The organism is Pelagicoccus sp. SDUM812002 (genome assembly GCF_031127835.1).
GTDB lineage: Bacteria > Verrucomicrobiota > Verrucomicrobiia > Opitutales > Opitutaceae > Pelagicoccus.
The window spans coordinates 1-25,092 of record NZ_JARXHX010000004.1; the positions used below are offsets into that span (position 1 = coordinate 1).

Here is a 25,092-nt window from a genome sequence, read left to right on the forward strand (position 1 = left end):
GTCGCTTTTGGAAAGCTCTATCGGAGGTTTCTACGGTGAGAACTGGATCGGGATACGCACCTTACATGCTACGGGCTGACCGTCCTTAGCCGCAGGGTTCCAGGTGGAACGTTGTACACACTGGATCGCTGGTTCTTCGAATTCTCGATGGGTGGATCGGATTGCCCGTGCCCGGTGGACCTTGCCGTTCGTATCGAGTACGAATTCCACGACCACGCTACCTTTTGTTTTCGATTGCTGCATCGAGTAAGGATAGAGTGGAGTCGACATAACCAATGCGCTTGGCTTCTTGTCTACGTCTGCCAAGGAGAAAATTTGCATACCCTCAAGGGCGTCGATACCAGAGTTGAAGTCGCCGAAACCGAAGTCGCCGACTGCATCACCGGAACCAGGGTTTAGGGCCATTTCCAACTGAGCGAGCGTCATCGGTGGAGGTGGTTCTTCCATTTCCGGCTCGTCGACCTTCTTATCCTCTTCAGGTGGCGGCGGTTGGTCCTCCGGTGGAGGTGGCGGTGGTTGTACGGATGCGTCTTCGGTCGCTACTTGTATGCCGGGGTTGGCGAACTTGCCGAGGTACTGCATGAAGGGTAAAACCGCGAAAACGGCGACGGTGAAGAGTACCGCGAGACCGCCATTGAATAAGGCGTTTCCTTGTTGGTTCGAAGGTGTGTAGTTAGAGCTCATTGCGTCTGAAGGTTGGTGTTTCGGTTAGCTTGAGGCGCTTAGGCTTTGTTGGAGAGTCCGGCGAAATGCTGGAGTGTGATACTCTCAAGGCGGACGAGGAAGCTTTCGTAGTCGATTACCTTCTGCTTCAGGAAGTACACGAAGATATATCCGGGGATCGCGAGGCACAGACCCATTTGCGTGGTGATGAGGGCGACTTGAATACCGCCAGCAACGATGGAAGTGGTGCTTTCCGATCCACCGAGAGCAATTCCGTAGAAGGTGGTCAACATCCCGAGAACGGTACCGAGAAGTCCGAGCAGGGGAGCGGTGTTGATCATAATCTGCAGGAAGGTGATGTTTTGTTGCAGGCGGGGAATCTCAGCGGTGCGGATTTCAGAGAATCGGTCTTGGATATCTTCAACGGAAGTGATCCCATCTTGGGAGTAGCGTATAATCTCGCCAACGGTGCCTTGGGCCTTGGCGCTATCACGCACCCATTCTTCGCAGGTAGCGATGGAAGTCTTCTTGTGGTTTCCTCGAAAGAAGAAAAGGAGGAGTCGCGCTCCAACATAGAAAGCGACGAGCCCTAGCAAGAAGAGCGGTATCATGATCCAGCCGCCTGAAACTATGATGTTCCAAGCGTCAATTAGCGTAGCTGCGAATGAAGTGTCCATTGAGGTATCTAAAATTGACGAAAGGGGCGAGTCGGCTCCCAGCCTTTGCTATCTCGACGAGTTCGAGCTTGGTTGGGTGGGGAGTGGGGAACTACGCTACTTTTCGGGTGTTGGTTGAAATAGTGATGTGAAAATGAGTCAAGCGTATCCCTGAACTTTGATCGATGGTCGGGGAAGTGCTTTGAAAAAGGGGTCCTGCAAGGTATGCAGTTGTATGACATGGAGCGTGAAAATCTGTTTCCTACATTTGTACGTCAAAGCATTTTCAGATAAAAATCAAGGCTCTGTGCAGATTGGAATGAAGTTCTTCCCCCAAACGTAGGCGGGCAATCGCGAAAAATGTCTACGGTCTTGCGGACTGCCCAGCCTCGATTTCAGAAAGTAGGCGCAGGAGGCGATCAAAAAAGGCTGGGACCTCCAGCGAGTCGTCAGCTAAAATTTCGCTTACCTCAAAGCGATGTAGGTAGCTTACCTCGTTCGCCCGACGGTCGGGAAGGAGCACGCCGCCTTCGAACGTAGCGCCGGCGTAGTAGCCTTCATTGACGTTGTATGCGAAGATGTCGGCATCCTCGCTGATGTTCGACTCGTAGTTGGAGCCTGTGGGTCCTCGGGTTACGCGAGCGTCGATGCCAACTCTAAATTTGGCTTTGTTGAGCATTTTCAGGCCATCGTCGTTCATGATGACGAGCGCAACGTTCAGCTTTTGTGCTCCGAGCTGCAAACCTCCGCTTATTTCGCCGGTTTTGATCCAAGCGGGTGCACTCCAACTATGATCTGCGTTTCTTCGCAGAGCGACACCGAAGCCGCCCTTCGCTCCAAATATGACGCCCGCTTCGTATTGTTTGAGTATGATCAAGCCCTTTGCTCTTCTCATCACGGTTGGGGGGATCAAGGAGCTTTCATCGGATTGGATGTCGACCAACGAATTTGCGAGTTTTTCGCTGCGGCGAATGAGGCGACTGGTGTCCTTGTCTATGACCTCTTGGGCGAAGGTCGTGCTTTCGATCGCGAGTAGGGCAATCAAGACGAAGTGGAGCGAGTGCTTTAAGTTCGAAATCATCAACGGGGTATCAGCGATACAGAAGCTGTCGTCCTATTGAGTCGTCTACTCGAAGGTTGCTCGCAAGCTTTGATTGAGCTTGGTGGGGGAGGCCATCACGGTGGTGAACAAGCTGGCTTCGGGTAAAGAAAAAAGGAACCCGCCTAGCGGTGGCGGGACGGGTTCATGACCAAAAAGGATGTGCGGATCGAGTCAACCAGGCATCGTGTAGGCGGCGGGCTTGCTTTGGCCTGGAAGCTCAATGATGCCGATTTCGAACGCGCAACGCGTGAGTTCGACGGCGCTCCGAGCGTCGAGCTTTTTCATCAAGTTGGCTCGATGAGCTTCGATCGTCTTGACGCTGACTTCCAGCATCTCAGCAATTTGCTTGGTGCTAAAGCCTTCAGCCACAGCTTGCAGAACCTCGCGTTCGCGGTTGGAGAGCCGGTTCTTTTTCTTAGCGATTGAGCTGCCGACGAGATGGGACTCTCGCAGGAGGCTTGCGCAAACGGGACAGAGATAGCCGCTGCCGCTCTTTATTTCGCGGAGGCCTTCCTTGAGTTTGGCTGCCGCGGAAGACTTGGAAACGATGCCATGGCAGCCTAGTTCAAGGAGCTCGCGAATCGAGTCAGGCGTAAAGTTTGACGAAATCGCGATGAAGCGGGTTTCAGGATGCTTGGGGCCGTATTGTCGGAGGATTTCGATGCCATTAAGTCCGGGAAGATACATTTCGAACATTACGATATCGGGTTTCTCCTCTTCGCAAAGGGCAAGGGCTTGGCGGCCCTCGGTGGCTTCGCCTACGACCATCACTCCAGGGACAGAGGTGGCCAAGGATGAAAGGAGGTCTCTCAGCAATAGCTGATCCTCCAGAACGACCATGCGACTTGTCTGGTTGGTTGGTTGAGTCATGGTGGAAAAGGGTTGGTTGGTTTGGTTGGATCGCTCCAGTTATGGAATTTGTTGCCTTTCGACCCATGAGGTCTGGTGGAGTTCCTAAGCACTGGCTCAGTGACAGCCCCGAAGGGGATCCGCTGAGGGTGGCGCGGGTAATTGAGGCGATGTACTAGGAAAATCTGTTTGGATCGCCTGAATTGTCAAAGGGCTTTAACATTTTTTTTAAAAGTTGGAGATTTGCGAGTCTTTTGCTAAAAGTGAGGCCAGCATCGAAAATTGCGGAAATTCCCGTTACTTTGTGTTTTCCCTTTCTAACGCATGAGTGAACACACAAGCAAAGATTCGGCCGGCCCACTGCCTGAGCTTCCTGTTGATTGGCGACTTTTGTTAATCGACAAAGGAATGAAGGTGCTCGCTTTTTCAGGTTTGCCGGGAGCGCAAGCCAACGAGCCAGCCCGAGGCTTAGATATGGCTGACTACCTGGCGGATGAGGGGTTGGATTTAGCGGAAGTGGGAGAGTTGCTCGTTTGTTTGGAAGACATGCCGCCTGACTGCGAATTGCGGCTCCGCTTAGGGAATCCGAGTTTCAGCATCGTTGCCCGCGGATTTGGCGAATCGAAGGGAGTGAGCTGTATCGTGCTTAGGCCGAAGACGGACGGGGAGTCGGAAAGGAGTCTGCCGGCCGCATGGGAGTGGGCTTCCAGGTCCATCCGTTCGCTTGGGCTAGAGTCCCGGGGCGTGGCCGATGCTCCGGTTTGGATCCTGGTAGTGGATCAAAATCCGGAAGTAGTGGAATATTGCAGAACGCTTTCGCGAAAGCTAGGCTGCCGCTCCACTGGAGCTTTGTCGGGAGGTGAAGCGTTGGCGCGGCTCAAGGCCCAGCCATACGATCTTGTTATTGTTGATAGTCTAATCCCTGGAATGGGTGCGGACGCTTTGGGAACGATCATATCTGAAAGAAGCAAGAAGGATTGGGGGCGTTCTCCAATGTGGGCAGTCATGAGTCCACAGGAGTCCTACGCGTGCGTCACGGATGCGCATGTCTTAGAGAAGCCATTGGGAATGGGCGAGCTCAAGGCCACTGTGGGGCTTGCCAAAGAGTCCAGAGCTAGTGCGATTAGGACCACGTCAGGGCTAGAAGAGCTCGAGGTTTTGAATTTGGATATTTGGCAGGACGATCGCGAGCTCCTGAAAAGATTGGCGAAGGCGCTCGTAGCTCAAGGTACGGAGCTGACGATACGACTGAGCGAGAACCCCAGCTATCCAGTCAGCGTTGATTTCATGAAGGATCTTAACTCCCTCAAAAATGGTTGCGACATATTGCATGCCTATCGTCTTGCCGCCGCTTGCAAGAAGCTAATGGGGGAGTGCCAGGAGCCGCAATCGCGAGAGATGCTTGCTACGCTAGATCATTTGCTGGTGGAGATTGAGGGATTTCGTCTATTCGCGGCTGGAGAGGGCCTGCTAAGGGAGGTCGACTGACTTTCGCAGAGGAGGATTTGAACGGCTAAAATAGGCCTTTCCGCCGCTTATTTAGGTTGATTTGCCGAAGGGCAGTCGTATCCAAGAGAAGCTTATGGCAAAATCTTCTTCTTCAAAACCAGCCAACGCGGCTTTCATGAAACCTGTAACTCCTGACGCTGCTCTTGCTGCAGTTGTCGGTGCTGACCCACTTCCTCGTACCGAGCTCACCAAGAAGCTTTGGGACTACATCAAGTCTAACAATCTCCAGAATCCAGAAAACAAGCGCGAAATCATTGCTGACGCTGCCCTTAAGAAGGTCTTCGACGGCCGCGATAAGGTCACTATGTTCGAAATGACCAAGCTCGTTTCTGGCCACGTTGTAAAGTAAGACGACTTCTGTTTTTCAATTTTCGTTTAGCCCGGAGTGAATTGCTTCGGGCTTTTTCGTGCACACGCGGAGGGAATCGCGATGGCTCATCAACATGGCCTATCCCCCAGCAAGCAGATGATGATGTAGTCTTCCCGCTGCTTTTGGCGCCAGCCGCGGAGCTCCGTCTCGCTACGGGTGTACTAGGAATTAACTATCACCGGTAGCGGCGATGTTACAGGAGCTTCAATCCGGGTTAAGACCGGCAGGTGGTCGGATGCGAAGCTTTTTATTACCGCGGTTTCTACGGCTTCAAAGGGAGCTGCCAAAAGAATGAAGTCGAGGCCTCGAGAAGGGAGCAGGGCGGGAAAGGTGCGTTCCTTTTTCGGGAAGTATTCGTAGTCTTGGTTGTCCGCGGAGCGTTCGATGAGTTGATGCAAGGCGTCGCGGGAGGAGCGGGAGCTAGTGTTGAAGTCGCCGCAAATGATGGGTGGAAGGTGGTAGGGGTCAGCTTCGCTACGAGCGTGTATGGATGAAAGTAGCTTATCTACTTGCCGTAAGCGAGTGCGACGGGATCGGAAGTCGAGATGCAGGTTGATGATGTCGATCTCGATCTCATCAATGAGAAAGCAGGCTTCCAGAAACCCTTTTTCCCCAAGTCTTTTCGAGCCAAAGGATTCGACCTTCCAGTTCTTCACGGGGTGCTTGGAAAGGAAGGCATTACCGTAAGCGAGGGGCTTGCGCCCGAAGCGCCGATTGTGGATGCCGTGTACGGAGTGCGGGTAGTTGGTGGAGGACTGCAGATAATCGAGCAGGTTGATATGCTTGTTCCAGTGTGAAGATGCGTCGATCTCTTGGAGGGCAACGACATCTGGCTGTTGCTCGCGGATTATGTGTGCGATGCGCTCCAGATTTTTGGATATGGTCTTGGCGCTGCTGAACCCTTGGTAGAGAGAAAGGCCTCGCCCGTGGGCGATGTTGAACGTCATTAGCTTTATCTCTCGTGTCGGCGGAAGCATCTGCATTTTCTAATACGCAAAACTCAAGGTAGCGAATTCCGCTAACAACGGAAGCCCTCGCTCGTCCTTTTGCAGAAGTTTGTTGTACCGTAGTGGTAGCAACTGCCCTTTACTTCAAGAAAATCGAATCTCGAGCGTGAACTCCTTCGGCGACCTAGACATACATCTCAAGATTCCTGACTTGTGGCAGCAAGACGCCTTGCACCGCATCAAGGCGGGAGAGGACGTAGTGGTAAACGCTCCCACGGGAGCCGGGAAAACATACCTCGTGGAGTTGATCGCCGAATCCTATCGCCACGGGCAAATCGTGTTAGCTGTGCCGACTCGAGCGCTTGCCAATGACAAGCTTCGAGAGTTTAGGGCAAAAGGCTGGCGGGTGGGAATCGTCACGGGCGATGTCGCCGTTGACCCTGAAGCGCCCGTGGTGGTGGCAACTCTGGAAACGCAAAAGCCGCGCTTCCTGCGCGGGAGGGGTCCGCGACTCTTCGTGATCGACGAGTATCAGATGATTGGAGACGAAGTTCGCGGAGTGAACTATGAGCTTTGCGTGGCTCTTGCTCCCCACCAGACTCAGCTTTTGCTTTTGAGTGGAAGCGTATCCAATCCGCAAGACATCGTAGATTGGCTGGGGCGCCTCGGTCGCCGCTCCCACCTCATCTCGGTCGACAAACGGCCGGTTCCGTTGGAAGAGATACATCTCGATTCTCTCTCTTTCAACCCACCGCGTACGGTCACCGGCTTCTGGCCGCGTTTGGTGGCGCGTGCATTGATGGCTGATTTAGGGCCGATTTTGATTTTCGCTCCGCAGCGAAAAGGGGCAGAATCGTTGGCCCGTCAATTGGCGGCTGCTTTGCCGATCGAAAACCCGCTTGCTCTCAGCCCGGCGCAGAAGCGTTTGGCAGGAGGGACGCTTGAGAAACTGCTCAACAAGAGAGTGGCCTACCATCATAGTGGGCTCAGCTATCAGCAGCGGGCGGGGCTGGTCGAACCCTTGGCGAAAGCGGGGCAGTTACGTATCGTGGTCTCAACCACGGGGCTAGCGGCGGGGGTTAATTTTTCCATGCGTTCGGTACTTGTGACAGAATCACAGTTCACGATGGGCAACATTCAGCAGCTAATCCGTCCGGACGAGTTACTGCAGATGTTTGGACGAGCGGGACGCCGTGGCTTCGATACGATTGGTTACGCATTGGTCGCGCCCGATCGTCCGCGTTTGCGTGAAGGCAAACAGCGTCCGGTGCGTCGACCCAAACTGCTCGATTGGCCGAGCTTGATCGGGATTCTAGACGTAGCTGCCGAGCGGCAGATGGATGCGTTTCCAGAAGTAGTCAAGGCCTGCGAACGTTTGTATAGCGAAACACCAGCCAAGGTGGGTGCGGAGCACAGTATTCAAGTCCCTGATATGCCCTGCGGGTTGATGGTGGATGCCGAGCGGGCTCGCTATGCGACGGCTAACAGCGAGGAGATTCTCAACTCCCAAGGTGCTTGGGAACCGCGTCGAGAAAAGGTAGAGGCTGCTTGGAAAGATGTTCGGGTAAGGATTGGAGGAAAGTTGCTCCCTGCTCTTGGCCAGAAATCGGTGGTGAAAGATCTCGGTAGCGGCAAGTTGGTTCGGTTAGGGGACACCCTGGGCAAGAAGCGCTTAATCGGTTTTGTGGACAAGAAGAAATCTTCACGCATCCAACTCGCTGGGTGGTTGCTCAAGGAATTCGCTGAACGAGGAGTGGCTCTTCAGAAACGTCAGGAGGTGGACACCTTGGAGGCTTTGCCATGGGGTAAGCTGGTCAACTGTGGTGACTTTGTGAATACGAAACGGGAGGGGTTTCGGCTGATCGGTTTTTTCGCTTTTTCTGAAGTTATAGGACTTTTTGATAGGGACGTATGGGGCGTGTCTTTGCACGAGCCGGAGACGCGGCGGGCGTATCCGCTGGAGTGCCAAGCTTGCATCCAGCGTCCTGTTTGCGAAGGGGAGCTGAGCCCTGCTCGCAGTCCAGCCTTGGCTTGGCGGCAGCTGGGTTTGATCGATGCTGCGGGACGACCCAGTTTGAGGGGTCGAATCTTCAGCCTTTTCCAAGGGGGAGAGGGGCTAGCCGTCGCGGCTGCCTTAGAAGATGCAAATTATGCGGTCGACGCTATTGCTCGCGATATAGCTAACCTGCGGGCTGGGTATCGGTTCGACGATTATTCGCAATATAGTCATCGGCTCTCGCGAGCTTGCCGAGTAGCGTATCGAGATCGTACCTACGATGGCTATTTGAGGCATGGATTGCCTCCACATTATGGAGACGGGGCGGCGGAAGTTATTGCCCAATGGTCGGAGTCGGCTGGCAAGGGAAAGAAGTTATTGGGCGACGATCTCAAGTTTGGAGACGTGCAGCGTGCTAGGCAGGAATGGCTGAGCTTGTTGCGGCACATCGTAAACGCTCCGAGCTTGGACTTTGCACGTTGGCGGGAACTGCAAGACTGCGCCAAAGCGATCCTGGAGCTGGATGACCAACGCTTGTTGGTCGATGACTTACCGCCGCTTGAACCCTCCCAAATTGGTCGAATCGAGCATCGATTGAGATTTCCGAGGAAGTGGTAGCTTTCCTGATGAGTCCTAGGGGTGAAGGATCGCAGTCTGCCAACTAAAATGTCTCTATCTCCCACTCCCATTGTCCCTTCTCGGGGAAGGTTAGCCAGGCGAAGCTGGCGGCACTGCCATTGCGAGGACCTGTGATGGCTCCGGGATTAAGAGCTCGGACGCCATGTTCGCGATCGTCGAGTGGTTGGTGGAGGTGGCCGTAGAGAATGGCGGTCGTGTTCTCGCAATAGCCGTAGGGTGGGTGATGCTGAAGTCGGAATAGAAAGCCTTCGCGTTCGAGGTCGCGAGTTTCAGGCCAGATGCCATGAGGGTCGTAGTTTCCCTTCACGACGCAGAGCGGTCGGCCTAGGTTTTGGATGGGGATTAGAATATCGGGGCGAGCGACGTCGCCGAGGTGCCAGATTTCCTCGGCGCAGTGGATCCTATCGAGTAGTCTATCGGGCACGCGCCCATGCGTATCGGAAATGACTGCAATTTTGCGAGGCATGGGATTGGCGAGTCTAGGGACTCGGAGAGGCCGCCGCACCTTTTTTGTGTAGGAAATAGGCGAAGAGGGCGACGAAGACGATGAGCACGATGCTTACCCAGTATCCATCGGCGACGCGTGTGGTCCCGCTAAAGGCACTCGCCTGTTCGGTGGTAGCAAAGGCGTTACCAAAGAGCTTGATGGTGAAGACCCAACCAGCATGGATAGCAATACTTGCCCAAAGATTGTTAGCCAACAGGAATACCTGGTGCAGGGCGACGCCAACGAGGAAAATGGCGAGGATATACTTGAGGTCGAATTCGGTAAAAACGGCAACCGCAGTTCCAGCTGCGATCTGGGCGGCCTCGGCGATGCCGACTTCCGACGGAGCTATGCCACCAAGTGAAAACTCGGGAGTCTTAAAATGTAGTGCGGCGAAGAAGAACGACGAAAGCAGAATCGCTGTGACTGGTTGGAGCGCGGTGTAAAACATTCTGAATACTAGCCCGCGGAATACGATTTCTTCTAATATTCCAATGAGTAGAGAGGCGAGAATCGCATCGTCGATCTTGGATGCTAGCTTAGTGGGGTCCCAGGTGAAGGAGAAGGCACCCGTTGCAGTATTGAATCCGTATATGATGAAGATCATCGCGATTCCGCTCACAAACCAGCGGGTAAATGTGACGAGTATGGGGCGGGAGAAACCGATAGCTTTCCAGCTCGTGATACGGCACTGGATGAAGAGGTAAGGAAGCAGCAGCAGTACACTGAGCCAGCGGCCGCGGTCGAAGAACTTTGGATACGGCTTGTTTGCTAGGTAGCCGCTCGCGTCGGGATCGAAATAGTGGGTCAGTTTGAAGGCAATCAAGCTAAGAACAGCGCCGGAGATGAGGGAGCCGAAATAGAGAAGACAGAGCAGCCAGATCCCTTTGAGGGAATTTTGATTGGGCCCGAGGCCGTAGAGCAGGTGCTTTGGGTCGCGTTTCATTGCTGCTCTAGCTCGCCACCGTCGAGCTTCTTGAAGACCTTGAATCCAGCGGCCTTGGCGTTGCTGACCGATGGCTTGACGTTTATTTTCATTTGCGGTGCCGTGAGAGTCGGGCAGGGTTCGATGTCCTGCCCGCACTTGGGGCATTCCGAGGGAGCGGGGCCGTTAGAGGCGAGGTGGACTTCCACCTCACCTCGGCAGAGTTTGCAGCGGCCGGATATCGGTCTGAATCGCTGCAGAGGCATCTGAAAAGCCGTGCTGGGAGCTGCCTCAGTAAACCTTATTGGGCGAAGCCAAGACGGTTCTGCTCCTGTATGGTCAGCGTACTTATGTATTGCTGAGCGGAAAATTGATTGGAAAGGTTCTTGAGGGATTGGGCGACTTGGGCGTACTGAGGGTCTTCCTTGTCGACCTCTGGAATTTCTTTAGAGAGGACGTAGAGATAGGCTCCTTGGTTGTCGCCATTTAGGCGAACGAAGTCAGATACCTCCCCGCTTTCGAGCTCGAGTAGGGCCGATAGGGCACGGCGGTCGAGGCCCTCTGCCGGCTCGCTCAAAGTGAAGTCGCTGTATGAGCTGACCGTGAGGCCTGCTTCTTCAGCGGCGGCTCCGAAACTGTCTTCGCTATCGGCAGCTGCGGCTAGCTTTTCCTGTAGCTCAAGCGCATGTGCGGCTCGTGCTTCGCGAAGCTTTTCGGCGCGTACATCAGCAGTGATACGTTGGCGGAGGGTCTCGAAGCTTGGGATGGTGGGCTCGATAACGTCGTCGTAGAAAAGCACGATAGACTTGTTTCCGTGTTGGAGTGGCTCGGAGTAGAAGCGGCTTTCGCTGAGGCTGAAGGCTTCGTTAACCATGTTGCGTCCCCAAGTCGTGCCAATCGGAGTTTCATTGGCTGCGAAGGAGGAAGCGGTCTTCAGCTCGAGATTCAGCTCCGCGATTGCGTCCTTTAGGCCCTGCGATTCGCGGGAGAAGTCGTTCTCGTGAATTTGAACGACGAGATCGTAGGCACGTTCTGCAGCGAGTTCGCGGGCCTTTTCTATTCGAAGATCTTCGCGGACAGCGAGTCGTGCTTGCTCGAAGGTGATGGGCTCAGCTGGTTCAGCGTCTGGATCCTCGGACGGCTCTGCCTGGTAGCGGTCAATGTTAGATTCGAAGTAGGTGATGAGCTCGTCTTCGCTAGGCTTGATTTCGTCAACGTAGTCGGCTGCTTCGACTTCGATGTAGTTGACGACGCGGCGCTCTGGAGTCTGGTACTGGAAGCTGAAGTCCTCGTAGTGCTTTCGGAGCATTTCTTCGGTTATTTCGACTTCGGGTGCATATGTGTTCAGATCGCTCTCGGCAACGAGGATCGACCATTTGGCGAGGCGCTGGCTGAGGCTGTCTAGGATCTCGGATTCGTTCACGAAGCCGGCTCCCTCAAGGGCGGTGTATACCTTTGCGATTCGGTAGTCATCGACGAGGACGCGGTGCAGGTCATTCTTGCTGTAGGCTCCACCTAAGCTGATGCTGTCCAAGATCATGTTGTAGGCTTGGGCGTCGAACTGGCCGAGCTGGTTCTGGAAAGCAGGCAGGGTTTTGATGTACTCGAGCAGTTGATCCTCAGTGGGCTCGGGGATCAAATTTTGGTTTGCGATGTAGCGAGCGGTGGCTCGCTCGTAGGGTAGGTTCTGGCTTGCTCGGGGATTGCGGCTGAGGGAGGCGCTTAGCTGGGCGTCGCGAAGGATCTCGACGCGTGCCGCTTCGGTGTTCATCGGAGAATCGTAGAAGAACAGGTCTGCGGTCGCTTCCTTTCCGCCTCCTATCGGTCCCTGGTTGCCGATCTGCACGATGAACGCGATGATGAGTACGGCGAAGATGATGAATACGAGAAGCAGATGCTTCTGCAGTTTGTTTTGTAGCCAGGAAATCATAAGGGGATACGCAATTAAAGGCGGCTAAACTAGGCTAGGCGACTAGCCTGTCAATGGACAAAACCGCCCATGGAAATGAGTGTTCACGCTTTCTGATTCTTGTGGAAAGAGTCTAGCGCTTCGGCTAAGGTAACTTGTTGGAAACTTGAGTTCCGAGCGTTGTTTATCAGCTCATGGTAGCGACGGACGAGAGGATCCCGGGCGTCGAAAAAATTGTCGTCTGGATTTGAGCCGTAGGATTCGAAACTTTTCTTGAAGTCTAGCAGTGCGATTTTCTCCAGCGGACGAGCCGGTTGATAGCGGTAGGCGTTGTAGGTGTCTTTCTCCTTGGGAGGTAAAGTGGATGCGAGATTGAGGTCGACCAGCCGATCTAGGGCGGCTCCGGTGAGTGGACGGGGCAAGTTGTTTTGTTGGGCGAGCTCGGTACTAGAGTACGCATCTCGGCAATCGCGGAAGCGTCGGCTTATCTGTGCTAACAGCAGGAGGGAAAGGCTTTCTTGGGAGGCTTGGCTGAGCTCGTCCCACGCCACCCTACCACTGCGGAATCGAGCATTTTGTACGGCGAACGATAGTCGCCCGCCGAGGAGAAGGCATATCCAGAAGGTGAAAAGGCCGATCATGAGCACAGGCAGGATGCTAAGCGAGCCATATAGAGTGCGTTGCATGGCGACGCGCTCCACGTAGAGAAAGGCGAAAGCGTTGTTGGCTGCGAAGCAGCTCACCGAGAATAGCCCGCCTACGAGGGCGGCCTTCCACTCGACTTGGGTGTTGGGAATGAATCGATAGAACGTCGCAAGAAGAAAGGACAGGAAGAGGAAGGTCCCAATCTTTACGCCATAGTTTGAAACCCAGCTATTGACGGTTTCGGATCCAGGTAGGCCTTCGGTGAAGGCCATGAATTGGTTGTTGAGCTCTATCAGTTTCGTTACGGCGATGGCGATACCGGCGAATACCATCACAGTGCCGAGAGTGATGACCGTCCAGTAGAGTATGACGCGCGTGACAAGCTTTCTGCCCTTTGAAACGCCCCATATGTCGTTGAATGCGTCCTCGATCGTAATGAAAAGCTGGATGACGATTACTCCGAGCACTAATGCGCCGCCGATGCCGACAGCACCGGATTGGCTGGCCGCTATGAAGTCAGAAATCAGTTTGCTTAGTCCAGTTTCCTCGCTCGCAGCCTCGCCTTCTGTCAGGCTGACCTGGGGAGCGATGTAGGAGACGATCCGTTCAATCGTTTCCTGAGCCATGCCAGGTTCCGCTTGATTCAGGACGAATCCTGATAGCATCACTGCAAGGGCGATCATGGGGCCCAAGCCCAAGAGGGAGCTAAAGCTCAATGCTGCCGCTCGCGCGAGCAAGCGGTTTTCCTTCATGCCGCTTGCGGTTATGGATATGACGCGCCCGACTGCGAAGGCTATGCTCCGACGTTTGGAACTGGCCTCACCGTGATGACGCCACATCTCCCGCTGCAGGATCCTGGCTCTAGATACTAGTTGCTTGAGGCGAGGATTCATTTGGGTCGTTGGTGGAGAGGCGTGAGCGGAATCTCCAGCAGCACAGAAGACGTGGGAGCACTCCTCTTCGATCTAAAGAAAGAAGGAGTAGGCGTAACCGCAGATCCCGAGAAGCCCAGCGGCTCCGCAGGCGATCAGGAGTCGGATTTTGATTATGGCGCTGCTAAAGTAAATCGCTCCCATCAGGAGGATATTGCTGACGAGCAAAATCGTGTCACCGCTCGAGTAGTAAAGCATGGTGAGTAGTCCTGCCCCGACTGCAGCTCTGAATCGAATAACTGGATACACCTCTGTGACCTGCAGCAGGAGTGTGACTGTGATGATCAAGTCGAAGGCTGCGATCAACAGGTAGGGGCTTTTCGCCATAGCGATAGCATCTGCTGAAAGAACCAAGTCTTTCTCGATGTATGCCATAGCCAATATTGAAGCGGCGAAGAATGCGGTCAGGAACCGAAGGCCGAAGAAAGCGACGGCAGCTTGCTTTTCGCGGGGAGACCTGCCGCCAGGGTCGTCGGCTCGACCTTCCGCCAGTGCAAGCATCTTGGTGACTTCTAGCTTTTGCCGCATCTCGGGCTTTTCGCCTTTCTTCTTCTTTTTCTTTTTACCCTCGTCTGAGGAGGGCTCCTCTTCGGCTTTCTTGCTTTTCCCGGCAGACTCTTTTGGGGAATTCTCGGATGGCACTTCGGCTTGGTCTGATAGCTCCGGGTTTTCGTTCGCTTCCGCCTGAGTTTTAGCGGCTTCGGATGCTGCAAGCGCAGCTTTGGCTGCTTCCTCCTCGACGAGCCGCTTCTTTTCCTCCTCGGATGCCTCGGTGCGCAGAGAGAGCTTTCGCTTCTTTGGGAAAAGGGTATCCATCAGCTCCTGGTTGGATGAGATGGTCAGCCACGACTCTGTCTCGATGTCGTAGAAGTAGGCGCTGGCATCCAGCTTGTTCGCCTCGATCAGTGAGGATATTTGATCGATGTCGAACGGGCCGCTCGCATCCTCATCGCCTTCGCGTCGGATATAGTATTCTCTCATGGGCTAGGGAAGTAGCCCAATGAGACACTTGCTGCAGGTACTTTGTCAAGGCGCGGGAAGCCCTTGAACACGCTATTACATTCGTTCCAAAGTAGGAATGCCTAAGAGGCTTAGTCCCGTTTCCAGCACATCTAGAGTGCGTTGACAGAGCATTAGGCGCCGCGACTGTATGTCTTTCTCGGGTACAATCACTTTGTTGGCGTTGTAGAATGAACTGTAAGATCCGGCCAGTTCGAAGAGATATGTGCAAAGCAGGTGCGGGCGCAAGGTCTCGATGGTTTGCTGCAGCACGCCGACGAAACCTAGGATCTTGCGGGCGAGGGCCAGTTCTTCCGCTGTCTCGATTGTGCTCGCGGTGCTTGCTAGATTTTCGAGCTCGGTGGGCTCGAAGTTGCGGAAAATACTCTTGATGCGAGTGGCTGCGTAAAGCAGGTAGGGAGCGGTGTTTCCTTCGAAGCTGAGGAGCTTGTCCCATGCGAAGACGTAGTCGCTAGTCCGGTTTTGCGAGAGTTCAGCATAGCGAATGGAGCTGGTCCCGATGACCTTGGCGGCGGCGGCGATATCTTCTTCGCTGAGTGGCGCTTGGCCTTTCTCGACCTTTTCCGCGTTTTTCTCGCGGATGAGTTTGCCGGCCCTTTGAATCGCTTCAGCGATGAGATCCTTCAGGAGTACGGGATCACCGCTACGGGAGGCCATGGCTTTTCCGTTTTCGCCCATGATGGTACCGTGGAAAACGTGGCTGAACTTCGGAAAGGTGCGCCCCGTTTTCTCAAACCATTTTTTGGTGGTGAGTTCCAGTTGCTCGAAATGGTCCTTTTGGCGGAAGTCGGTTTCGATAATGATACTCGACGCGTTGAAGTGCTCGGTTCGGTAGAGCATGGTCGCCAAGTCGGTGGTGGCGTAGTTGGAGGCCCCGTCGGACTTGCGGTACATGAAGGGCTGGGTTGCGAATCGTTTGTGTTCTGGATGGAAGACCACCCAAGCACCTTCGCTTTTTTCGCCGAGACCGGTCTCCTCCAATTCCTTGTAAATCTGCTCCACCATGTTACGATAGAAGCTCTCGCCGAGGTAATGATCGAAAGTGATATCGAAGAGCTCGTAGACTTGCTTGATACCATCGATGCTATGGGTGTTGACGGTTTCCCATAGCTTCATGCTTTCGGGGTCCTCGCCCTGCAGCTTGACCAGCTCTTCGCGGGATTCCGTGACGACTTCTTCGTCCTCGGACGCAAGTTGGCTGCCGAGTTTGTAAAGGCGTTCGAGTTCGCCAAGAGGGTTGGCTCGCAAGTTTTCTTCGTCGAGGAAGCGCTTGTAGGCGTAGAATAAGCGTCCGTAAGCGGTACCCCAATCGCCGATATGATTGTCTCGAATCACCTTTGCCCCGCAAAATTCGAGTAGCTTGCATATGGATTCGCCGATTATTAGAGAGCGCAGGTGCCCGATATGCATCTGCTTTGCGGTGTTGGGAGAACTGTAATCGACGACGACAACTTCGTCTTTTTGGAGGTGAGCTGCTGCCTGGCCGAGCTGTTCGGAACCTGAAAAGGTTGTGAGCCATGTCTGCAGGAAGTCGGGCTTGAGTGAGAAATTGATGAAGCCTGGTCCTGCGATAGACAAATCAGCGACGGTTGCTAGCTCTTGGTTGGCTTGCAGTTTTTCGACGATAGCCTGGGCGATTTGCCTCGGATTTATCTTGTTACGCTTCGCGTAGGGAAGGGCGCCGTTCGCCTGCAAATCTCCGAAACGCGGATCCGCTGAACGTATGTCAGCGGTGAAAGAGTCTTCGAGTCCTGAGGAAGCGGCGGCTTCCCGCACGAGCGAGTCGAGTTTTTTTGCGAGGTCGAACCATTCTTGCATAGAGCGGCTACAAAATCCGGCTTCTCGGAGCGAGCAAGCTCCGAATCGAATGGGATTCTTTCCTGAGCCGGTAAATAGTACCCGTGAATACCCTTGTTTTCGGCGAGCAAAATCCTAGCGGGAGGCTTTTAGATAGGGGCTTGACACGTGTGGCATAATACGCTCTTCAAAATTGCCGCTTGGGCGGTCGCAGGGCTTCACTTTTATTGGTGAAATCCTCCGTAAGTCCAAGAGCGACAATGGTGTGGGTGATGCTTTCCTAGCGAATGGGTTCGCGGGCGTCCCCCTGCCATGGCCGCAAACGGCATGCAATACGTTTCCGTACAATCCATATGGTTAGAAAAACCTTAAGCAGCCGTCGTTTCATCAAGCCGAGCTACGCGTATCTTATCGAAAAGAAGCGCGATGGCCAAGAATTCACCAAGGAAGAGATCAGATACATCATCGACTCTATCCTGGACGGAGAGATGCCTGACTTCCAAATGGCCGCCATGGCCATGGCCATCTACTTCCAAGGAATGTCCGCTCAGGAAACGGCGATCCTTACCGAAGAAATGATGCTTTCCGGCGAAGTGATCGACCTTTCGCACATCGCTAAGCCGAAGATCGACAAGTACTCAACGGGTGGAGTGGGCGACAAGACTTCGCTCGTTCTCGTCCCGCTAGCAGTAGCTTCCGGCATCGTAATTCCGATGATGGGAGGAATCGACCAAGACTTCGCGATCAGCTCTCTAGACAAGCTCAGCGCAGTTCCCGGTTTCAATGCCGACATGAGTATCGATGCGTTCATCGAGCAACTGGAGAAAATCGGTGGAGCGATGGTTCGGCAAAGCTCAGAACTCGCCCCCGCTGACGCCAAGCTCTACGACCTTCGCAAGAAGACTGCAACAATCCCAAGTCTTCCGCTTATCACCGGCAGTGTTCTTTCCAAGAAACTCGCCGAGGGTGCGGAAGGCCTCGTGATCGACGTGAAGTGGGGCAATGGTTCCTTTATCCGCGATCTCGAGCAGGCAAAGCAGCTCGCTCGCAGCATGACTCGCGTTGGCCGCTCTATGAAGCGTCGTTGTGTAGCTCTCGTCACAGACATGAACCAGCCGCTCGGCGACACCGTTGGAACGGCACTAGAGCTCAAGGAAGCGATTCAGCTTCTCAAGGGCGAAGGTCCGGAGGATTTGCAAGAGCTCGTTCTCAAGCTCGGCATGGAAATCGTGCGTCTCGCTGGTGTTGCGGGCTCTACGCTTTCGGCCAAGCAGACAGTGCAACGTCACATCGAAGACGGAACGGCTCTCGAGAAGCTCAAGGAAATAGTGGCAGCCCAAGGCGGCGACACTTCTTACATCGACGATCCGGACAAATTTCCCACAGCGAAGCATATCCGCAAGTTGCCAGCTCCGAAGCGGGGCTATGTCCATACCATCAACGCAGCTCAGATTGCCAAAGGGGTTCACCTCCTCGGTGCCGGAGCGGACGAAGATGGCAAGATCGACTACGCAGTGGGCGTTTCCGATATCAAGAAGGTTGGCACACAGGTCAAACAGGGCGAGCCACTCATGATGATCCATTACAACGACGAGGCGAAGCTCGAGCAGGCCCTTGAGTATTTCAAGGCCGCTTACCGTCTTGCTCCGAAGCGTCCGACGCCACCGCCTCTCATCGTAGAGCGCGTCGCGTAAGACCCGTCAGAATCGTTTTGCGATTCGAAACTTTCGAGAGCCGTCTCCTGATCGGAGGCGGCTTTTTTTATGAAGCAAACGGCTCCTGTCGGCTAGCGGCCGAGGTAGGAAGCTCGCTTTGCTCGTTTGTCGCTCACGCTCGGAACGTCCCTCCTGTCTAAATCCTTGAATTCATCCATCATTACTGCCACTAAGCGATCCCCATGAAGCAACGCTCGATCCTGCGCGAAGTCTCTGTCAAAGGCGCATCCCTCCACACTGGTGACAAAACCCAGCTCACGCTGAAGCCGGCTCCGGCCAACGCGGGGATTACCATCCGCCGCGTGGACCTTCACGACAAGCCGGTCATAAAGCCGCACATTTCGCAGGTTACCGACTTGGTTAGAGCGACGACTCTGGCATCCGGTCATGTGAAGGTTCATACCGTCGAGCATGTGCTCGCAGCTTTGCACGGGATGGGTATCGATAATGTAGAGGTCGAAATGGATGCCTCCGAACCGCCCATCCTCGATGGATCCTCGAAAGGTTTCGTGAACCTGATCCTCGAAGCGGAACCCGTGGAGCTCGATGCGGAAAGGGAGTACTTCGTGCTGGATCAACCGATTTCGGTAACCAAAGGGAATTCCTCGCTGATTGCTTTGCCGTATGATGGCTTCAAGATTTCCTGCACCTCTGCGGACGATCGCGGAATTCACACGCAGCACCTGTCCATCGAGATTGACCCTGACGTGTTCGCGACTCAGATTGCAGCCGCTCGCACATTCACGGTGTACGAAGATATCGAAGAGCTTCTCAAGCTAGGCAAAATCAAAGGGGGCAGTCTCGAAAACGCCATCGTGCTTAAAGACGATAAGATCATGTCTAAAGAGCCGCTGCGTTTCGACGACGAGCTCGTGCGCCATAAGATCCTAGATGTGATTGGAGACGTGCTGTTGCTCGGCAAACCGCTCAAGGCTCACATCGTCGCGGTTCGACCCGGTCACGCGGTCAACGCGGAGCTCACGGCCAAGTTAGCAGAGCGTATGGATGAGCTCGCCAAAGGTGAAGCCGCTCCCGCAAAGGCAAAACCGAAGACGGCTCGGATCGAAGAGGAGACGCAGCTCGATATACGGCGCGTGATAGAGACCCTGCCGCATCGCTACCCATTTTTGATGATCGACCGGGTCACTGAATTCCGCGGTGATGACGAGTTGACCGCGATCAAAAATGTTACGATCAACGAACCGTTTTTCCAAGGCCACTACCCAGGTCAGCCGATCATGCCAGGTGTGTTGCAGATCGAAGCAATGGCTCAGGCAGCGGGCATCCTAATGCTTCGCAAAATCAACCAAGAGGGTAAGACCGCGGTTTTCATGAGCGTCGATAAGGTAAAATGGCGGCGCAAGGTAATCCCGGGCGATCAGCTCCGAATCGATATCAAGCTCCTCAAGATTATGCGGGCCAAGATTGGGACCGCCTCAGCCACTTGCTACGTGGGTGACGAAGTTGCCTCCTCTGGCGAGCTCAAGTTCATGATCTTGGGCGAGGGTGAAGATGTATAGAAAAGTTAGATACAATCGACATGAGCAACAAGATTCATCCCACAGCGGTTGTTGATCCCAAGGCGGAGCTCGCCGCGGATGCAGAGGTTGGGCCCTATGCGGTTATCGGCGCCGGAGTTCGTGTCGGCGCACGCAGCAAAATCTGGCATCACGCTACGGTCTGGGGAAATACCTCAATAGGAGAAGACTGTCATATCTACCCGTATTCCAGCATCGGTATGCAGACCCAGGACTTGAAGTACAAGGGTGGTAATCCGGGCGTAATAATAGGCGATCGTAATATCTTTCGCGAATACGTTTCTATTAATGCAGCCACCAAGGACGGCGAATTTACTGAGATTGGCGATGACAACTACCTGCTCGCTTACTGTCATGTGGGGCATTGCTGCAAGTTAGGGAATAACATCGTGGCCAGCAATGGGGCGACTTTTGCCGGACATGTTATCGTGGAAGACTACGCTGGTATAGGAGGAGGCGGCACAGCGATCCATCAATTTTGCCATATCGGCTATCGTAGCTTTATTGGCGGCTGCGCGAAGGTGGAGCAGGATATCCCGCCCTTTATGCTGGGCGATGGAAATCCGGCTAAGATCCGAATGTTCAACAAGGTCGGACTGGAACGGTCCGGCTTTGGCTCGGAGCAGATGGCTGCGGTGAAGTTTATCTTCAAAGCCTTTTATCGCCAGGGCTTGAATCGCCAGCAAGCGGTCGAGGCCGTGCTCAGTAGTGAGTACGCGGATACGCAGGAAGTGAAAGCTTACGTGGGCTTTGTGGAAGCGTCCGAGCGGGGGATTACGGGCGGGAGCAAGTAGGAGGGCGTGGGGCTGGCGCTTGTCGCCATGCCGCATTGCACGAGATCGGGGTTGGATTTGCGTTGCGTCGCAAGCGACGACCCTACAATCAAAACAAGTCTAGCTGCTCGATTTCCTTTTCCGGCTTGATACGGTCGCTTTCGAATTCAGGGAGTTCCGGCAGAAGTGGGTTGATGCGTTTTAGTTGCAGGTGCAGGCGTCGTGCGACGAAGGGTGCGAAGGCGTCGTCGCCAGCGTGGCCGAAGAGATAAGGTTTCTTGCCTTCTAGTATCCATTTGTTGATGACAGATGCCCACTCTTTGATGAAGATTTCGTTTTTCTCTACTTTGTTTTTTCCGACAAATCGAATAATGGGATGTTTGCCGAGAGCGATTTGACGAACTGGCATTTGCGGTTTTCGTTCCCGCGCCTTGCGTTCTTTTTCGTCTGGCTCGCTGGACCAAAGGGGGCGGGTGTCGAAAACGACTTTGTCAATACCCTGGTTTTCGAGCAAGTCGTCGAGTCGCCTTTCGTTGTCAGCACCGTCGTAGAAACTGATGTGGCGAGGCTCGATGGCATATGGGAAGTCTCCTGGTAGTGATTTCAGGTATTCGCGAAGCGTATCCAGGTTGTTGATATTGAAGGAGGGGGGGAGCTGCAGGAAAGAAACGCCGAGCTTGTCGCCGTGGCTGAGGGCTTCGAGAACTTTGAAGAAAGCTTTGTTTTCTTCATCAGCTCCACTGAGGCGACGCTCATGCGAAATGGCTTTAGGGAATTTCGGAGCGAATCGAAAGCCGTCGGCGGATTCAGCCATCCAACGCTCTACCGTAGCCATGGGAGGAAGGGCGTAGAAAAGGGTATTCGCTTCGACTGTATTGAAGACGCGAGAGTATTCGCGAAGCAAGTTGTTGGTGTCGGTGCCCGTGCGAAACACCTTGCCGATCCATTCGCGATTTGACCATGCGGGGCAGCCGAGAAAGTAGGGAAGGTGTTTTGACATGGAGACGTTCAGCGGAAGCGGAAGGGGTGTGGTTCAAAAAAAGAGGGGAGGCATCAAAGCCTCTCCCTCTTGGTGAAGTCGCTATTTCTTGTAAACTTCGGCTGGATCGAAGACGCGCTCTCCGCCGTCGTAGACGAGTTCTTCGCCCTCGAGCCTGCGGTAGAAGCATGACTTGTAGCCGGTGTGGCAGGCCGCTCCGTTTTCGCCGATGTCAGCTTTGATGAGTATCACGTCCTGGTCGCAGTCGGTACGGAGTTCCTTAACCCATTGGATTTGACCTGACGATTCTCCTTTGACCCAGAGCTTTCCACGGGAGCGGCTATAGTAGGTAGCCTTGCCGGTTTCGACGGTATGCTTGAGGGCTTCCTCGTTCATCCAGGCGAACATAATCACCTCGTTAGAATGGACCTCGGTCGTAATGCAGGGGATCAGGCCGTTGCTGTCGAACTTGGGCTGCAGCTTGTTGCCTTTTTCAATATCCTCCTTGGAGGTGCGTTCGTGGATGCATGTGTGTGACATAACGCCGTGCAGAAAACGGGAGTAGGGGTGTTTTGTAAAGTCGGTAGTAATGGAGAGCGACCTTGGGGCATCTATAGGAAGTCCAGCAATTCGCTCAGCTTTCGTATGCTTCTACAGCTGGTTGTCGGGACTTCATTTTCTTCAGAGATGCGGACAGCGCTCCAGCCAGCTGCTTGAGCGCCTTGGATGTCGTGTTGGAGGGAGTCGCCGACATGGAGAATTTGCTCGGGAGCGAGCCCAAGCGAGGACCGACAATAGTCGAAGATTTCTGGTGCAGGCTTTTCGTGGCCGATTTCACTTGAGATGAAAAGGCGGTCGAAACTGTCCGCGAAGCCTGTTTCTGCGACGACGCGTCGCACGCGATGGTCCCAGTTGGTAAGAAGGGCTGTTTTGTATCCGCGAGCACGCAGCTGGGTGATGGTTTCGAATGCGGTGGTTTCGGGGCGCCAGCGGTGGCCGAGGGAAAACTCATTCCAGAGGTCGCCGAAGAGTGCCGCGAAGTCTTTAGGTTGCGGGGAGAGTTGGGAGATCGATTCGAGCACGATGGAATGCCAGTAGCTCCACTCGCGTTTTTCGCCGTCGAGAATGGCGGTGTCTTTGGAAATGTTGCGGAAGGCACGGCGAAATCCTGCTTCGAGCTCGTCGGAGGGGTAGTCGAGCCCGTGCAGCTGCATGACTTCTTGGTAGATCTCACCTACTGAAGGATGCGGGTGATAAATTGTGTGTGCGGCGTCAAAGGTGACGGCTTTGATGTGAGATAAGGCCATCGGGGGCTGTGGCTTGGCGATAAAGCCGTTTCTAACCTTCTCCGAGTTGCTTGAGGAGCTCGTAGCTGTAAAGCCCGGTAGCGTGGCCATCTGAAAACTTGAAGCGAATGGCGTAGTTTCCGACGAACTGCCAACTGAGGATCTCGACGTTAGAGTAGTTCTTGCCGTGCTCGCCACCGTGCAAGACGCCGAGGATATCACGTTCGCCGGCGGTTTCGGCGCTTGGAGAGGCGGCGCGTAGAATTGGAGCCTTAATGTAGGATTCGGAGCCGTCTGCCCAGATAAGGGCGAGCTCGTTGCCGATGAGCTGAATATTTTTCGGAGGCGTCATGGGATGTGTGTGGGAACGGGATAGGCAGTCGGGCGTTTCCAAGCAAGCTCAGAGGCGCTGTTCGAGGCGGACTTATTACACTTGTTCGCGAGTTATTCACATCGTTTGCGGAGGAGCCTGAAATGCCGCCCAAAACCGCGCTTTTTGGACGGTTGATAAGCCGCGTGCTTTGCGGAGCCGGAAAACCTGAAGGGAGCCATTTTCCCTCTGCACAGACGGAAAACACCCCGAAATGTAAATCCAGTGTCAAGGAATAGGCTGTGAATAACATGTGGATAGTAAAAATGGCCTGATGTGGAGGATTTTAATTGAAAAGTGGGGGAAAGTGGGGAGCTTTGGGGAAGTTTTTCACAGAACTTCCGGAAACAAATTTTAATGAGCGCCTTGGGCAGACCAATTTTCGTTGGCAAACACCAACGAAACCTTGATTCGAAGAATCGTCTTACGATTCCTTCGAAGTGGCGCTTTGACGGGGATACGGAGGACGTCTATTTGGCATTCCCAGACCCAGGTACGGGTTCTATTCACGTGCTTCCCCCCTCTCGCGTGGAAAAGCTGATGGAGCTCATCGAGTCGCAGAGCTTGAGCGACGAGGAGATGGCGACGCTTCAGGATAAGCTATTTTCGCAGGCGCACTCCTTTGGCTGTGACAAGCAAGGACGCGTAAACCTCACCGAGGACTTGCTCGAGCATGCAGGGATCACCAAGGAGGTCATGGTTGTTGGTCGTTTGACAGACTTCCGCATCTGGTCGCCAGAGCGTTGGGCCGGAGTCGACCCGAAAGCCAACAACGACGACATGGGCAAGATCATGAAGCTCGCTGGAATTTAACAAGGGAGACGTAGACGCATGAAAGACCGCCAATCAATACTTTCGAACATAATGGATGCAGTGGGGCTTGCCCCGCGCAAGAAGCTTGCTCCGGGTGCCGGGCGCTATCTCGGGGTGGGCGGCACTTTCGGCCGCGGGAATATCCGCCACTGCTCGACATGGGATTTTGAATACAAGCTGCCACGCGTGGCAGCTCGCAACCTTAACAGTGATTTCAGCGATCGATAGTCTAGGCGGCATCGCCCCCATCATGGAAGGACATGTACCAGTACTTGCGGCGGAGACGCTGGAGCACCTCGCTCCACGCGACGGTGGCTTGTACCTGGACTGCACCTTCGGAGGAGGGGGGCACACTGAGCTCGTGCTCAATGCTGCTGACTGCACTGTGGTAGGACTCGACCAAGATCCGCAAGCGGTCGCTCGCGCTGCTGAGATCAAGGAGCGCTACGGTGATCGATTCCGTTTTCACCGAATGAATTTCGAAACCCTCGACCAGCTTGAGGAAGGTCCCTTCGACGGGATCCTCTTCGACTTTGGAGTTAGCTCCTTCCAGTTGGACGAGGTCGACCGAGGATTCTCTTTCCGTGGAGAAGCCCCTCTCGATATGAGGATGAATCCTGAAGCGGGTGTATCCGCTGCTCACTGGCTCGCCACAGCCGATCGAGCGGAATTGATACACGCGATTCGCGGATACGCGGAAGAAAAGAACTGGCGCAAAATCGTCGATGCGATCCTTGCGGCCCGGGAAAAAAACGAACTCAGCACCACCACACAACTCGCTGATCTTATCCTATCCTGCACTCCAGCGAGGGTTCGTTTTTCTTCTAAGCTGCATCCGGCAACCAAGGTTTTCCAAGGTATCCGGATAGCGATCAACGACGAGATAGGCGTGATCGAACGCGGACTGCCCGCTGCCTTCAACCAGCTCAAGATCGGAGGAATCCTCTGCGCGATCAGTTTCCACTCGTTGGAAGACCGCGTAGCGAAAGTCCTTTTTCGACGTTGGGCGGGAAGGCCGGAAGGCTCGCGGGATAACCGCCCTCAGGACATGCGCGAGACGCTCTGCGAGCTTCTCGGCAAGCGCCCAATAACGGCTAGTGACAAGGAAGTCGCCGAAAACCCGCGGAGTCGTTCAGCGAAGCTCCGCGTTTTGAGAAAGATAAAGTAACAAA

General features: G+C 54.3%; 25 protein-coding genes. 9 read left to right on the plus strand and 16 right to left on the minus strand.

Going from position 1 to position 25,092, the window contains the following annotated elements; genetic code table 11:
- Positions 1 to 30: 30 nt before the first annotated feature.
- From QEH53_RS07530 to QEH53_RS07545, 4 genes are all read right to left on the minus strand, one after another.
- Positions 31 to 684: an energy transducer TonB gene (locus tag QEH53_RS07530; RefSeq protein ID WP_309022548.1), complete on the minus strand. Its 654-nt coding sequence runs from the start codon at positions 682 to 684 to the stop codon at positions 31 to 33.
- A gap of 38 nt (positions 685 to 722) precedes the next feature.
- On the minus strand, positions 723 to 1,340 hold the full coding sequence (locus QEH53_RS07535; protein WP_309022549.1) for a MotA/TolQ/ExbB proton channel family protein: 618 nt from the start codon (positions 1,338 to 1,340) through the stop codon (positions 723 to 725).
- A gap of 343 nt (positions 1,341 to 1,683) precedes the next feature.
- Entirely contained in the window at positions 1,684 to 2,400 is a 717-nt protein-coding gene (locus tag QEH53_RS07540) for a lipid-binding SYLF domain-containing protein (RefSeq protein WP_309022550.1), read from the minus strand.
- A gap of 192 nt (positions 2,401 to 2,592) precedes the next feature.
- The gene (locus QEH53_RS07545; RefSeq protein ID WP_309022551.1) at positions 2,593 to 3,291 is read right to left on the minus strand and encodes a response regulator transcription factor; all 699 of its coding nucleotides are present in this window, start codon (positions 3,289 to 3,291) and stop codon (positions 2,593 to 2,595) included.
- Positions 3,292 to 3,594: 303 nt separating this feature from the next.
- Between QEH53_RS07545 and QEH53_RS07550 the strand changes: the two genes are divergently transcribed.
- Together QEH53_RS07550 and QEH53_RS07555 are read left to right on the plus strand one after the other, a co-directional pair.
- Entirely contained in the window at positions 3,595 to 4,758 is a 1,164-nt protein-coding gene (locus QEH53_RS07550; RefSeq protein WP_309022552.1) for a hypothetical protein, read from the plus strand.
- A 136-nt stretch (positions 4,759 to 4,894) separates the two neighbouring features.
- Positions 4,895 to 5,128 (plus strand): SWIB/MDM2 domain-containing protein, encoded by a 234-nt coding sequence (locus QEH53_RS07555; RefSeq protein WP_309022553.1) that lies wholly within the window; start codon positions 4,895 to 4,897, stop codon positions 5,126 to 5,128.
- 182 nt (positions 5,129 to 5,310) lie between these two features.
- On the opposite strand, the gene QEH53_RS07560 is transcribed toward QEH53_RS07555, so the two are convergent.
- Positions 5,311 to 6,096, minus strand: a complete 786-nt coding sequence (locus QEH53_RS07560) for an endonuclease/exonuclease/phosphatase family protein (RefSeq protein WP_309022554.1) — start codon at positions 6,094 to 6,096, stop codon at positions 5,311 to 5,313.
- Positions 6,097 to 6,262: 166 nt separating this feature from the next.
- Between QEH53_RS07560 and QEH53_RS07565 the strand changes: the two genes are divergently transcribed.
- Positions 6,263 to 8,710: a DEAD/DEAH box helicase gene (locus QEH53_RS07565; RefSeq protein ID WP_309022555.1), complete on the plus strand. Its 2,448-nt coding sequence runs from the start codon at positions 6,263 to 6,265 to the stop codon at positions 8,708 to 8,710.
- 43 nt (positions 8,711 to 8,753) lie between these two features.
- Here QEH53_RS07565 and QEH53_RS07570 read toward each other — a convergent pair whose 3' ends face one another.
- From QEH53_RS07570 to argS, 7 genes are all read right to left on the minus strand, one after another.
- Positions 8,754 to 9,197 carry a metallophosphoesterase family protein gene (locus QEH53_RS07570; protein WP_309022556.1) on the minus strand — a complete coding sequence of 148 codons (444 nt, stop codon included), beginning with the start codon at positions 9,195 to 9,197 and terminating at the stop codon, positions 8,754 to 8,756.
- 13 nt (positions 9,198 to 9,210) lie between these two features.
- Entirely contained in the window at positions 9,211 to 10,164 is a 954-nt protein-coding gene (locus QEH53_RS07575) for a CPBP family intramembrane glutamic endopeptidase (protein ID WP_309022557.1), read from the minus strand.
- A complete protein-coding gene (locus QEH53_RS07580; protein WP_309022558.1) occupies positions 10,161 to 10,409 on the minus strand; it encodes a hypothetical protein in 249 nt (82 codons plus the stop codon). The genes QEH53_RS07575 and QEH53_RS07580 overlap by 4 nt, the downstream gene beginning before the upstream one ends.
- Positions 10,410 to 10,444: 35 nt before the next feature.
- Positions 10,445 to 12,073 (minus strand): SurA N-terminal domain-containing protein, encoded by a 1,629-nt coding sequence (locus tag QEH53_RS07585; protein ID WP_309022559.1) that lies wholly within the window; start codon positions 12,071 to 12,073, stop codon positions 10,445 to 10,447.
- An 83-nt stretch (positions 12,074 to 12,156) separates the two neighbouring features.
- The gene (locus QEH53_RS07590; RefSeq protein ID WP_309022560.1) at positions 12,157 to 13,590 is read right to left on the minus strand and encodes a YihY/virulence factor BrkB family protein; all 1,434 of its coding nucleotides are present in this window, start codon (positions 13,588 to 13,590) and stop codon (positions 12,157 to 12,159) included.
- Between the two features lie 72 nt (positions 13,591 to 13,662).
- Positions 13,663 to 14,610 (minus strand): hypothetical protein, encoded by a 948-nt coding sequence (locus QEH53_RS07595; RefSeq protein ID WP_309022561.1) that lies wholly within the window; start codon positions 14,608 to 14,610, stop codon positions 13,663 to 13,665.
- A 75-nt stretch (positions 14,611 to 14,685) separates the two neighbouring features.
- The gene (gene argS, locus QEH53_RS07600; protein ID WP_309022562.1) at positions 14,686 to 16,467 is read right to left on the minus strand and encodes an arginine--tRNA ligase; all 1,782 of its coding nucleotides are present in this window, start codon (positions 16,465 to 16,467) and stop codon (positions 14,686 to 14,688) included.
- A 332-nt stretch (positions 16,468 to 16,799) separates the two neighbouring features.
- Here argS and QEH53_RS07605 point away from each other — a divergent pair, with 332 nt between their 5' ends.
- The 3 genes from QEH53_RS07605 (at position 16,800) to lpxA (ending at position 20,493) form a co-directional block, all read left to right on the plus strand.
- Entirely contained in the window at positions 16,800 to 18,140 is a 1,341-nt protein-coding gene (locus tag QEH53_RS07605) for a thymidine phosphorylase (RefSeq protein ID WP_309022563.1), read from the plus strand.
- Positions 18,141 to 18,343: 203 nt separating this feature from the next.
- Positions 18,344 to 19,681, plus strand: a complete 1,338-nt coding sequence (locus QEH53_RS07610; protein ID WP_309022564.1) for a bifunctional UDP-3-O-[3-hydroxymyristoyl] N-acetylglucosamine deacetylase/3-hydroxyacyl-ACP dehydratase — start codon at positions 18,344 to 18,346, stop codon at positions 19,679 to 19,681.
- 20 nt (positions 19,682 to 19,701) lie between these two features.
- Complete coding sequence (gene lpxA, locus QEH53_RS07615; RefSeq protein WP_309022565.1) at positions 19,702 to 20,493, plus strand: acyl-ACP--UDP-N-acetylglucosamine O-acyltransferase; 792 nt, start codon at positions 19,702 to 19,704, stop codon at positions 20,491 to 20,493.
- A gap of 88 nt (positions 20,494 to 20,581) precedes the next feature.
- On the opposite strand, the gene QEH53_RS07620 is transcribed toward lpxA, so the two are convergent.
- From QEH53_RS07620 to QEH53_RS07635, 4 genes are all read right to left on the minus strand, one after another.
- Positions 20,582 to 21,472, minus strand: coding sequence for a DUF72 domain-containing protein (locus tag QEH53_RS07620; protein ID WP_309022566.1), 891 nt, complete (start codon positions 21,470 to 21,472; stop codon positions 20,582 to 20,584).
- Between the two features lie 81 nt (positions 21,473 to 21,553).
- Positions 21,554 to 21,991: a phosphoribosyl-AMP cyclohydrolase gene (gene hisI, locus QEH53_RS07625; RefSeq protein WP_309022567.1), complete on the minus strand. Its 438-nt coding sequence runs from the start codon at positions 21,989 to 21,991 to the stop codon at positions 21,554 to 21,556.
- 71 nt (positions 21,992 to 22,062) lie between these two features.
- Positions 22,063 to 22,758, minus strand: coding sequence for an HAD-IA family hydrolase (locus tag QEH53_RS07630; protein WP_309022568.1), 696 nt, complete (start codon positions 22,756 to 22,758; stop codon positions 22,063 to 22,065).
- Positions 22,759 to 22,789: 31 nt separating this feature from the next.
- Complete coding sequence (locus QEH53_RS07635) at positions 22,790 to 23,089, minus strand: gamma-butyrobetaine hydroxylase-like domain-containing protein (RefSeq protein WP_309022569.1); 300 nt, start codon at positions 23,087 to 23,089, stop codon at positions 22,790 to 22,792.
- A 375-nt stretch (positions 23,090 to 23,464) separates the two neighbouring features.
- Between QEH53_RS07635 and QEH53_RS07640 the strand changes: the two genes are divergently transcribed.
- From QEH53_RS07640 to rsmH, 3 genes are read left to right on the plus strand one after another with little or no spacing between them, the layout of a single operon-like run.
- Complete coding sequence (locus tag QEH53_RS07640; RefSeq protein ID WP_309022570.1) at positions 23,465 to 23,920, plus strand: hypothetical protein; 456 nt, start codon at positions 23,465 to 23,467, stop codon at positions 23,918 to 23,920.
- A gap of 18 nt (positions 23,921 to 23,938) precedes the next feature.
- A complete protein-coding gene (locus QEH53_RS07645) occupies positions 23,939 to 24,148 on the plus strand; it encodes a hypothetical protein (protein ID WP_309022571.1) in 210 nt (69 codons plus the stop codon).
- Positions 24,129 to 25,088, plus strand: coding sequence for a 16S rRNA (cytosine(1402)-N(4))-methyltransferase RsmH (rsmH, locus tag QEH53_RS07650; protein WP_309022573.1), 960 nt, complete (start codon positions 24,129 to 24,131; stop codon positions 25,086 to 25,088). Before QEH53_RS07645 ends, rsmH begins: the two co-directional genes overlap by 20 nt.
- Positions 25,089 to 25,092: the final 4 nt, after the last annotated feature.